This window comes from Chlorogloeopsis fritschii PCC 6912 (assembly GCF_000317285.1).
GTDB lineage: Bacteria > Cyanobacteriota > Cyanobacteriia > Cyanobacteriales > Nostocaceae > Chlorogloeopsis > Chlorogloeopsis fritschii.
Map to the genome: position 1 here is coordinate 1 of NZ_AJLN01000061.1, position 12,313 is coordinate 12,313.

The following is a 12,313-nucleotide window of genomic DNA, read 5'->3' on the forward strand; positions in this document are numbered from 1 at the left end:
GTGCAAGAATCCAAGGAAAGAGTAAAGGCGACTTTAAAAAATGCAGGTTTTGCCTTTCCAATGCGAAAAATAGTGATTAATTTGACACCTGCTGATTTACGTAAGGAAGGCCCGTGTTTTGATTTGCCTATCAGCGTGGGAATCTTGGCAGCTTCTGAGCAAGTTAAAGCTGATTTGCTGGAAGATTATCTTTTTTTAGGCGAAGTTTCTTTAGATGGAAGTTTGCGCGCGGTAGCTGGGGTATTACCCATTGCTGCGGCTGCTCAAAAAATGGGAATTACAAGTATCGTTGTTCCTGCTGATAATGCCCAAGAAGCTTCCCTAGTGCAAGGATTGGCTGTCTATGCTTTTAAAAATCTGTCCGATGTAGCTGATTTTTTAAATAATCCAGGGCGTTACAATCCCGTGCAATTGGATAGTACAGAAAAGAGTTTGCATACAACGTCTTTACAGAGTGTGGATTTGCAGGATGTGAAAGGACAAGCTCATGCTCGTCGTGCTCTAGAAATTGCTGCTGCAGGCGGGCATAATTTAGTTTTTGTCGGGCCGCCAGGGAGTGGTAAAACCATGCTGGCACGGCGTTTACCTGGAATTTTGCCAGTCTTGTCTTTTTCAGAAGCATTGGAAGTAACTCGTATTCATTCGGTAGCTGGTTTGTTAAAAAATAGAGGCTCGTTGGTGTGCGATCGCCCATTTCGCAGCCCCCATCACTCTGCATCAGGCCCTTCTCTTGTTGGTGGTGGTAGCTTTCCCCGTCCTGGAGAAATTTCTTTAGCACATCTCGGTGTACTTTTCTTGGATGAGTTAACAGAATTTAAACGTGATGTTTTGGAATTTTTACGCCAACCTCTAGAAGATGGCTTTGTGACAATTTCCCGTACTAGGCAATCGGTAATGTTTCCTGCCCAGTTTACTTTGGTGGCTTCTACCAATCCTTGTCCTTGCGGTTACTATGGCGATACTATAGCGCAGTGTACCTGTTCGCCACGCCAAAGAGAACAATATTGGGCGAAGCTTTCCGGCCCTTTAATGGATCGGATTGATTTGCAAGTTGCAGTAAATCGCTTGAAACCAGAGGAAATTACCCAACACTCCACAGGAGAATCATCAGCGACAGTCAGAGAAAGAGTGCAAAAAGCACGCGATCGCGCTTGTGAACGCTTTCAATCGGAACCAAATCTGCGTTGCAATGCACAAATGCAAAGTCGTCATTTGCGAAAATGGTGCAAGTTAGATGATGCTAGTAAAACTTTATTAGAAGGGGCAATTAAAAAGTTAGGGCTGTCGGCAAGGGCAAGCGATCGCATTCTTAAAGTCGCACGGACAATTGCAGACTTGGCGGGAGATGAGAATCTGCAAGTCCATCATCTTGCGGAAGCTATTCAATATCGCACAATAGATAGAATGCAATAAGCATATTTAGAATTGTTTTTCTCCTATTGGCTATGTCATATTAGCTCTCATTAATTAGGAGAATTATTTTTAAAGCGGCTTGTACCTCTTATACCATTTCATAAAAATCTAATATCAATATTAATACCGTGTAGAGACTCGATATATCGGGTCTCTACAAAATTATTTGTTTATGGTGATGAAGATGAAATGTTATTAAACTTTCAAAAATCGTTCTTCTATGTCAATACATAATTCAGTTTTGGAGTAAAGAAAAATATTTTCAAGTCCTAATTAAAATTCAAAATTTTAAGTAAGCCAACATAAATAAACTCAAAACAAATATTCCCGACTTCCTACAGATGTCGGGGAGATGACAAATCTTTAATTTGTGTTTTATCAAAAAATATACTTTTGTTTTTCTATGCTCTTAATTTGAAAAAATATAATTATTAATACAAAATTAAGATATGACTAAAAAATAATTAATTTTCGTTTAATGTACAGTAAATCAGACTTTTGAATAAGACATTTAATATTCCAAAAGGATGATGTTTATTCAAAACTATAAATAGATATTTATAAATCGAAGTAACATTTTTAGTACTGTTAACAAATGTATTACTCTTTTTTTAGGATACACAGCTAGTTTTTAACTAAAAATTAACCTAGATTTAAAATTAGGTTAGTTGCAACAAGCTACCAAAAGTTCTATTGACTAGAAATTGGTCAATTTATCGTTTTTGCTTCCGTTAATCCCTACAGTATTGCAAGCAAAAAAGATTTTTCCAGTTGAATAATTCTGGCTATTCTTATTGAGAGGAGCTTCAATGTCTAAATTTACACGGAGGCAGCTACTGGCTTTCTTTGGAGCAAGTGCTGGCGCAGCTGTGCTTGCTCCTGCTTTGGCAAAAAAACCTTTTGGTAACAATTTTGGTACTAATGGCGGGTTTCAACCCTTAAAATTTACTCCAGTACGTTTGCCCCATCCTTTACCGATTTATACACAGCAAAAAAGCTACTTACCAACAGGAATTGAGGAGGGAAGCGTATTAGAACCTTCTGGTGATGCACGCTTAAGTAGCTATACCGTACTTGATGACGTTGTAGTACCACCGGAATATGAACGGTATGTGATTGTGCGTTGGGGCGATCGCGTTTTTCCTAATCAAGAAGATTACTTTGGGTACAACAGCGATTACACAACCTTTATTTCCATAGATGGCAAAAACCTGAACGATGGCTATCTTTGGAACAATCACGAATACGTCTCCTATCCAATTTCTACTGTTGCACCTGGCACTCCCAGTAGTTTGGCGGAATTTCCTGAAACATACTCATTAGTAATTGGACAAGATTTACCCCAAGACAAAACCGATATTCTCGTCTTGGGTGAATTCATGTATAACTTAGGTGGTTCTGTAGTGCGTATTTCGCGCTCTAATTCCAATAGACGTTTTGCCGTTGTTCGCGATCTCAAAAATCGGCGCATTCATGGATTGTCCGGTTTAGGTATCAATCGTCAACGCACTGATGGTTATGAAAAAGTTACTGCTTGGGGTTCCAAAAGCTACCAGAAGGGAGACGATAATTATTTAATTGGTACTGGGCCAGGTGCTACTGAAGTCTTTCCTCTCAGTTCTGATGGATTGGGTAACAAAATCATCGGTACCGGGTACAACTGTTCTGGCGGTACAACTCCTTGGGGAACTCTTCTGTCTGCTGAAGAGAACTTCCAAGCTAGTTCAACCTTTTTTGTGGGTGTAACCGAACCTGTAAACAACAATGGAACGCAGACGCGTTACACAAAAGGTACCACTGGGGAGGCATTCGGCTTAGTTGGCGAAAAATATGGTTGGATGGTAGAAATCGATCCAGCCGATCCGAATTTCCGCCCTCGCAAACACACTGCTTTAGGGCGCTACCGCCATGAGAATATTGCCTTGCGCGTGGAACCAGGAAAACCATTAATAGGTTACCTGGGCGATGATCGCCGCGGAGGGCATACTTGGAAGTTTGTCAGCCAAGGTACAATCACTTCTCCCTTTGATAAAAACAACAGCCGTTTATTTGAAAACGGTACTTTGTATGTTGCCCGTTACAATCCTGACGGTACGGGTGAATGGATTCCTTTAGAATTAAGTACCCCTACCAATCCCATTCCACCGTCGGTACTTGCCTCATCAGAAATTGCGGCATTAGGTAAAGCTACTAGGAATGGTAGTACCCCAATTAGGCGTTTTGGGCCTTCTGAAGATCCGGCAGACGATAGTGTTTTTGTAGGCGTTGATACGACTAATGAAGCTGAAATTCTGCCTGCTTACAAAGATAAGAAACTATCAGATTTTTACACAAGCCAGGGTGCTGTGTTAGTTGATGCCTTTTTGGCTGCTAACTTAGTTGGTGGAACTCCCACCGCTCGCCCTGAAGATATTGAAGTCCATCCCCGCACTAAAGAAGTATTTATTGCTTATACAGATGGTGCGCCAGGAAGTGATGGATATCCTGATTCTCGCATCTTTGTAGTTTCCAAATACAGTGCTGACATCAACGCTGCACAACCTTCCGGCTCGCTTTTTAAGATTATCGAAAATAGCTCTGATGGCACAGGTACAACCTTCCGTTGGGAACGATTTATTAAAGGTGGGGAAGCAGGAGCAGAACCTGGAGATGGCTTTGCTAATATAGATAACCTTGCGTTTGATAGCCAAGGTAACATTTGGGGCGTTACTGATATGTCTACTGAAGCTCACAATGGTTTTAGTGAAGGTGCTAACCCAGAGCCATTGTTAATAGAACATACAGTCGTAGGTGCAGAATCGCCCAGTCAGATTGATTCTAATCTGAATGCTAGAACTTCTAACTTAATTGGGGTTTTTGGTAATAACTGGCTTTTCTTTGTTCCCATTACTGGCCCAGATGCTGGAGAGATTGTACCTTTTGCTTATGGGCCACCTCGCTGTGAGATGACTGGGCCTACTTTTGTGGGTGATACACTGATTATTTCCGTGCAGCATCCCTGTGAAAATGTTCCGTTTAACTCTCAGCAACTCCTCAACCGAGAGATTGAGATGTTGAATTTAGATGGTACTCTGTTCAACCAAAAACGTAGCGTACCACGTGGCAGTAATTGGCCTAGTAATATTGAGGGCAATCCTCAAGGGGCACCACGCCCGGCAGTGATAGGGATTGTTCGCAAACAACCCAGCGATCGCTTTGTATAAATGTTAGTGGTTAGTGGATAGTGGTAAACAAGCAACTACTACCTACTGTACGGGCGGGTTTAGAAGATAAATCATCGGTTTTAGCCGAAAGATAATCAGTAAAACCTGCCCCTACTAACTACTAACTGCTAACAATATCAAGCTTTCAACAACGATTCTCCTCCATCAATCCAAACTTCAGTACCAGTGATGTGGCTGGAAGCATCCGACGATAAAAATAATACTAATTGTGCCACCTGTTCCGATGTTCCCGGTTTCCCATCAGTTAAGGGAATTTCACCTTCAGGAAACTCAACTGGTTCTTGAGCGTGTTCGAGATCGCGCCTATCAGTATTTTGGTCAATATTTGTTTCAATAGCACCAGGACAAATCACATTTACACGAATTCGGTGTTTTGCCAGTTCTAAAGCTATCATTTTCGTGAAAGCAACTTGAGCAGCTTTGGTACACGAATAAGCTGTTGCACCAGTGTTGCTAAAGGTGCGCGTACCGTTAATAGATGATGTAATAATTACTGAACCACCCTGTTTTTTTAAGTAAGGCACGGCATATTTAACTGTTAAAAAAGTTCCTTTGAGATTGACATTGATAGTTTTGTCCCAATCTTCAGGTGTCAATTCTTCTATGGGTGCCCAAACTCCATTAATACCAGCGTTAGCAAAGACTATATCTAAGCGCCCCCACTTGTCGATAATTGCTTGAATAGCCTGTTGCATTTCCTCTGGCTGCGAGATATCAGCAATAAGAGGTATTGCTTCGCCATTATTATTATTAATTTCAGTTACAGTTTCTTCTAATTCGTCTTGAGAACGTCCTAGTGCTCCTATTTTGGCACCTTCTTTCGCGAATAGCTTTGCTGTTGCCTTAGCGATGCCAGAACCCGCTCCTGTTACCAGCGCTACTTTACCTGTAAGTTGCATACCAACCCCTTACTGATTCCTTTCTTGTAGATGTGTAACATGAAGTAATGCGGTGATTCATACCGCTATTGGCATACTATGTAGCGAAGGGTCACTTATTGTCCTATATTTTGATTTTTCATTAACTCTCTAACATTCTCAATAGGTAATCTTAATTCTTGGCTAATTGCTGCTTCCAGTTGACTTAATTCTGTGGTTGCAAACTCAAACTCTAGTTCTTTTAGTACTGAAGAAACTGTTTTGACTTTTACCCTAGAAATCCCTTGACTTTTATTTATTTCTGCTTTGATTGACATAATAATTATGTTCGGCTCCTTTGTGGATTGATAATCAACTTTCAAGTATTTTGTAGTTTGGTTAGAGCGGCTGATCACCCAATCCATAACTAATCCACTGCCTACCCAAAAAGCTAATCCAAGCAGTGGTAAAGGTAACCAAAACTCTAATCCCAAAGAATGCAAGATTTTAAACCATCGGGATTGGAGCATAAACAAACCAAAGAAACTACTAACTACTAGCCAATCTAAGATAAAGAAAAATAAACATCTGCGATCGCTCTATGTTGATTTTACTGGTAGAAGACGACCTAGCCCAATTGGAACCACTGCGATCGGCACTGTCAAAAGCAGGGCATACCGTTGATGCTATAGAAGATGGAGAAACGGCGCGGTGGCTTTTATCTCAAAAAGATTATGACTTATTAATCTTAGACTGGATGCTTCCTAATGTGAGTGGGGTTCAACTTTGCCAGGAATATCGACGCTCAGGCAAAACTGCTCCGGTGCTGATGCTTACCGCAAAGGACACTACTTTAGATAAGGTAACGGGTTTGGATGCAGGTGCAGATGATTATTTAGTAAAGCCAGTAGATATTGTGGAATTATTGGCGCGGGTAAGAGCCTTGGCAAGGCGTTCCCCACTTTGGCAGGGAGATACTCTTTCCTTGGGAGATTTGCATCTAAACTTAAACAACCTGACGATTGAGCGAAATCAGGTGATTGTTCAACTATCTGGACGTGAATTTCAACTGATGGAATACTTGATGCGTCATCCCTATCAGGTTTTGTCTCACAATCAAATCGAACAAGCTCTTTGGGAATGGGGAACAGAACCAGAAAGTAACGCTGTCACAACACTAGTGCGCCGACTGCGACAACGGCTGCAAACAGTGGGAGCCAAAGATTGGCTAGAAAATGTCTATGGTATGGGCTATCGTCTGGGCATTCCAGAAAAAACTGAAGAAAAGTAATTGCACAGACGCGATTAATCGCGTCTGTGCAAATAAATGACAAATGACAAATGACTAACTATGTTTGCTTTTGCTCGTAGCCGTCGTAACCTGGCTTATTTATTTGCATTTTCAATGGGGAGCATTCTTGTTGTCTTTGCTGCCATAGCTTATTACTTTGGAGTGGAGGAACAACTTCAGGTTTTTGATGAAGAACTTTACTCAACCAGCAAAGCAATTGCAGCAAATGCACGGCATCGTATCTCTATAGAACGATCCCAGCTTAACCAAGATGATATTCCCATTCTTGGCAATGGCCTACCACCAGGTAGCCAGGTAGTGTATATTCGCTGGTATAATGCCAAGAAAAAATTAGTGGGATTTAGCGGTGCAAATCCTCCTAGACGATTAACGATCGCACCCGGTTTTCACACTGTTCAAGTTAATACAACTACTAACAAAACATGGCTGCGAGAATTAACGTTACCAGTAATACAAAACAATGCATTAATTGGTTACTTACAAATTGCTACTCCTCTGGCTCCTTTACGTGAAAGCATCACTAGAATTAGGTTATTTTTGACGCTAGGTGTACCAGTAACTTTAGGTACGATTGGTATTACTGGTTGGTTCTTGGGAGGGTTAGCCATGCAGCCAACTCGTCGTGCCTATGAGCAACTACAGCGCTTTACTGCTGATGCTTCCCATGAGTTACGCGCTCCTGTTGCTGCTGTTTTGAGTAATGCACAAGTTGCATTAATGCCACCACAAGATGAATCAGAGCAGCGTTTTCGTTTGGAAAAAATAGAAGAAATTGCTAAATCGATGAGTACTTTAATTAGCAATTTACTGTTTTTAGCTCGTCATGAAGGGCCTTTTGATATTACAACTTTTAAAAATATTAATCTTGTTGAATTGATGCGATCGCTTGTTGATGAATACCAAAAACAAGCCGTTGCCAAAAATCTCAATTTTATTCCTTACCTTCCCGAACAACCCCTGTATTTGAAAGCAGACGCAGATTTGTTAAGACAAGCTGTTGGCAACTTGCTTACCAATGCTTTTAAGTACACCCCCAGTGGTGGTACTGTCAAGCTACGAATCTTCCCACGCGGTTATCGAGCCGTTATTCAGGTAGAAGACAACGGTATTGGCATTCCAGCCGAAGATTTACCCCATATTTTTGAAAGATTCTATCGTGTGGATACAGTGCGATCGCGTCAAACAGGAGGCTTCGGTTTAGGATTGGCGATCGCCCAGCAAATTATTCAAGCACACGGAGGGCAGATTACTGCGAATAGTGTATTGGAGCAGGGTTCTATTTTTGAAATCCAATTTCCGCGTGTGGATAAATAAACAAGAAAAGATAGGGGCGAATATAATTCGCTACTACACAGACAAAGCCCACCTGCATGGGCTAACGTCAAATTAAAATTTGTGAACCTGCGTAGGCAGGTTTTGTTTATGTAGCTGCGATTTCTAATCGCCGAGTTTAAATAAAACTAACGAGACATCCCATCCTCTTAGTTTCAATTTTTGAAGCAGTTTGACAAATTTATTCTTTCTCAAGAAATTATTACTGCAATCATTAATTCAGGTGCCTTCCTAATTTATCTTAAAATCCTATGCCTATTTTTTATCCTCAGTAATATCTCTGTTGGCACATATCACATGGGTAAAATAAATTGGATTTAAAGCTTTAAATTGATTTAAATTTATAAATATTCTCTTTTTCAACTCGTTCAGCACATCGACGATTAATTGTGCTTGCTAGTAAAAGAGGCAAATTTTAATACCTGAAATATTCAAAATCAACCGTGATGTATAAACATCTCGGTCAAAATTTACTGGGCTTTTTTGAAAAAAACATCACTGAAACTGCACTAATTATTCATGTCTGCACCTGAACTACAACAGTCTATTTTGTATTCACTTCAAAATTTGAAAAGTCTTGATGCGCTGAAAAGATTATTTTGGAGTCAATTAAATTATGAACGAGTTAATCAAGCACTATCTCGTCGAAAATTGGCTGAAACAGTTAACAATGAACTTATAGACGATCCTTTACTATTAGCTTCTGGTGGAGCAAATAATGCATTCCACATTATTTATGCGCGTTTAAACTCAGAAAAATTATCACGACAAGGGGAAAGAAGAATTGTTGATAATTTGTTAAAAGACCATCCTTACACTCTTTTTGTATTTTCTAATCAATCACAATCACGGTGGCATTTTCTCAATGTTAAGTATGATAATTCACTTCAAAAACGAAAACTTTTTCGGCGAATTACTATTGGAGAGGGTGAACAATTACGCACAGCAACAGAAAGAATAAGTCTGTTAGATTTGGAACTTCTTCGTTCAGATGCATCTCCCCTAGATATTCAGACACGCCATGATGAGGCATTTGATGTTGAAGCTGTCACACAAGAGTTTTTTAGACAATACCGTCAAATTTTTGAGAAAGTTGAAGGATTAATTCAAGGAATTGAAGTTAATGAACGTAAACGGCTATTTACACAAAAGCTATTTAACCGTTTGATGTTCATTGCTTTTATTCAAAAAAAAGGTTGGTTGAAGTACCAAGAGAGAACTAATTATTTATCAGCTTTATGGGAAGCTTACCTTGATGAAGATAGTACATCAAATAAAAACTTTTATCGAGATAGATTATCACATCTTTTCTTTAGAGGATTAAATAATCCACAACAATATGATATAGCTGGTATCAATAATGGTGGCTTTTTTAAAAGAATAATTGGCACTGTACCTTATCTAAACGGTGGACTCTTTGAACAAGACGAAGATGATAAAAATTATGACATTATTGTCCCAGATGATTGTATAGATAGTATTCTTCATAACTTATTTCAACGCTTTGCTTTTACAGTTACCGAAAGTACGCCGCTAGATGTAGAGGTAGCGGTTGATCCGGAAATGTTAGGAAAAGTGTTTGAAGAACTGGTAACAGGTAGGCATGAATCTGGAAGTTACTATACTCCTAAACCGATTGTTTCTTTCATGTGTCGGGAAGCTTTGAAGGGGTACTTACAAACTCAGGTATCAGGAGAGTCAGCCGAGGCGATCGCTCAATTTGTCGATGAACACAATCCAGGTATTATCGGGAACCCAGAGGCAATTTTAGAGGCATTACGTAAAGTCAAAGCCTGCGATTTAGCCTGTGGAAGCGGGGCTTATTTGCTAGGGATGCTTCATGAGTTATTAGATTTACGCCAATGTTTATTTGCCACCAAAGGGCTTGATTCCAAAACAGTATATCAACGTAAATTAGAAATTATTGAAAATAATCTTTATGGTGTAGATATTGATATTTTTGCAGTCAATATTGCGCGATTAAGGTTGTGGTTATCACTAGCTGTGGAATATGAAGGAGACGATCCACCGCCATTACCAAACTTGAAATATAAAATTGAACAAGGAGATAGTCTGATTGCACCCAGCCCTACAGCAATAGGTGTAATGAGAGATGAACTTATACGACAGTATCGGCAAACTAAAGCTGATTATATGCGGGCGCACGAAGGAGGTAAAAAGCAAAAATTAGAAGAAGAAATAAATGAGTTAAAAACTCAAATTGCTTTGATAACGCATGGCAGTACAACAGTAGAGGGTTTTGATTGGGCGGTAGAGTTTGCAGAAGTCTTTGCTGATGGTGGGTTTGATATTCAAGTAGCAAATCCGCCTTATGTGCGTCAGGAATTGATTAAGGATTTGAAGCCAACACTACAGAAGATTTACCCGGCTGTTTATACTGGTACATCTGATTTATATTGTTTCTTTTATGCTCGCGCTTTGCAACTTTTAAAAGCAGACGGAATGTTAGCATTTATTTCTTCTAATAAGTGGTTTCGCGCTAAGTATGGGGAAAAGTTGCGTAAGCATATTGCTGAGAATTGCCAAGTTCACAGTATTACAGATTTTGGAGAATTACCAGTATTTAAAAGTGCAGCTACGTTTCCAATGATTTTTATTAGTCAAAATGGGAAAGTTAATCAATCAGCTATTTTTACAAAAGTTAAATCTTTACAAGCTCCTTATCCCGATATTTTAGCAATTATTAGGGAGAAAGGCGAAACATTACCAAATAATGCTTTAAATGGTTCTAATTGGATGTTAACTGATACCTCTTCTGCTAATCGAATTAAAAAGATGGAAGAAACTGGTATTCCGTTAGGTGAGTATGTCAATGAAAAAATTTATCGAGGTGTACTAACTGGCTTTAATAAGGCATTTGTAATTGATGGTGCAAAACGGGCAGAACTAATCGCACAAAACCCTAAAAGTGCAGAAATTATTAAATCACTAGCTATCGGTGATGATATTCGTAAGTGGAGAATTAACACTCAAGATAAGTGGTTAATTTTCACACGAAGAGGAATTGATATTGATGCTTATCCTGCTATTAAAGCTCATTTAGCTCAGTGGCAAAAAGAATTAACACCTAAAAACAATAACCAACAATCTATAGGACGCAAGTTGGGTAGATACAAATGGTATGAGATTCAGGATAATGTAGCTTATTTTAAGGAATTTGAAAAACCTAAAATTGTCTTTCCTGAAATATGTAAAGAAACAAGATTTGCTTTTGATAATCAGGGTTTGTTTTTTAATAATAAATGCTTTATTATTCCTTTAAATGATTTATTCTTACTTGCCATTTTAAACTCTACTATAGCCTGGGAATATACAAAATCAATCTGTGCTGCTCTTGGTGATGAGAATCAAGGTGGAAGATTAATGCTTCAGTGGGTTAATTTTCAACGCCTTCCTATCCCTAATGCTTCATCTACAGAACGCGAAGCAATATCCAAACTAGTCCAAAAATGCCTAGACGCAAAAGGCGTTAACTGTGAAACATGGGAGAAAGAAATAGACGATCGCGTCGCCGCCCTTTATGAATTGTGATAGAAGTAAAAAAACATCAATTCATCATCCCATCCTAAATTCAATTCCATGTCTGTACCATTAACCTACTTAACTGTTGAAGAGTACTTCAAAGCCGAAGCATCTAGCGAGATTCGCCATGAATATCTTGGCGGTCAAATTTTTGCCATGTCTGGCGGTAGCAAGGAACACAATATCATTACCCTTAATATCGCTAGCAGGCTACGTTCTCATTTGCGGGGTGGTTCCTGTAGTGTCTTTATGTCTGACATGAAAGTCAGGATAGAATTAGCCAATCAAAATAAAAGTATATTTTACTATCCTGATGTTATAGTTACCAGCGATCCTCAAGATCAAGACCACTTTTTCTTAAATTATCCCTGCTTGATTGTGGAAGTATTATCACCCAGTACAGAAGTAACAGATAGACGAGAAAAACTTGTTAATTATCGAAATTTGGATAGCTTACAGGAATATGTATTAGTTTTTCAAGATGAAATAAAAGTAGAAGTTTATCGTAAAGAGAATCAAGAAAAATGGTCAATGCAAACTTTAGGCAAGAGCGATAATCTAGAATTAAATTCCGTAGGGTTAACCCTAACAATGCCAGATATTTATGAAGATGTCCTAACAATATAAGGTGA

General features: G+C 39.2%; 8 protein-coding genes. 6 read left to right on the top strand and 2 right to left on the bottom strand.

What is annotated here, in order from left to right:
* The coding region (locus UYC_RS0109395; RefSeq protein WP_016879496.1) for a YifB family Mg chelatase-like AAA ATPase at positions 1 to 1,413 on the top strand (1,413 nt) is incomplete at its 5' end.
* A gap of 809 nt (positions 1,414 to 2,222) precedes the next feature.
* Positions 2,223 to 4,616, top strand: a complete 2,394-nt coding sequence (locus tag UYC_RS0109400) for a PhoX family protein (RefSeq protein WP_016877198.1) — start codon at positions 2,223 to 2,225, stop codon at positions 4,614 to 4,616.
* Between the two features lie 137 nt (positions 4,617 to 4,753).
* Here UYC_RS0109400 and UYC_RS0109405 read toward each other — a convergent pair whose 3' ends face one another.
* Both UYC_RS0109405 and UYC_RS0109410 read right to left on the bottom strand, forming a co-directional pair.
* Positions 4,754 to 5,536 carry an SDR family oxidoreductase gene (locus UYC_RS0109405; RefSeq protein ID WP_016877197.1) on the bottom strand — a complete coding sequence of 261 codons (783 nt, stop codon included), beginning with the start codon at positions 5,534 to 5,536 and terminating at the stop codon, positions 4,754 to 4,756.
* 95 nt (positions 5,537 to 5,631) lie between these two features.
* Positions 5,632 to 5,988: a hypothetical protein gene (locus UYC_RS0109410; protein ID WP_235083032.1), complete on the bottom strand. Its 357-nt coding sequence runs from the start codon at positions 5,986 to 5,988 to the stop codon at positions 5,632 to 5,634.
* Between the two features lie 107 nt (positions 5,989 to 6,095).
* Here UYC_RS0109410 and rppA point away from each other — a divergent pair, with 107 nt between their 5' ends.
* From rppA to UYC_RS0109430, 4 genes are all read left to right on the top strand, one after another.
* On the top strand, positions 6,096 to 6,785 hold the full coding sequence (gene rppA, locus UYC_RS0109415) for a two-component system response regulator RppA (RefSeq protein WP_016877195.1): 690 nt from the start codon (positions 6,096 to 6,098) through the stop codon (positions 6,783 to 6,785).
* A gap of 60 nt (positions 6,786 to 6,845) precedes the next feature.
* The gene (locus UYC_RS0109420) at positions 6,846 to 8,120 is read left to right on the top strand and encodes a sensor histidine kinase (RefSeq protein ID WP_016877194.1); all 1,275 of its coding nucleotides are present in this window, start codon (positions 6,846 to 6,848) and stop codon (positions 8,118 to 8,120) included.
* Between the two features lie 537 nt (positions 8,121 to 8,657).
* Positions 8,658 to 11,690, top strand: coding sequence for an Eco57I restriction-modification methylase domain-containing protein (locus tag UYC_RS0109425; RefSeq protein ID WP_016877193.1), 3,033 nt, complete (start codon positions 8,658 to 8,660; stop codon positions 11,688 to 11,690).
* A gap of 48 nt (positions 11,691 to 11,738) precedes the next feature.
* On the top strand, positions 11,739 to 12,308 hold the full coding sequence (locus UYC_RS0109430; RefSeq protein ID WP_016877192.1) for a Uma2 family endonuclease: 570 nt from the start codon (positions 11,739 to 11,741) through the stop codon (positions 12,306 to 12,308).
* Positions 12,309 to 12,313 lie beyond the last annotated feature (5 nt).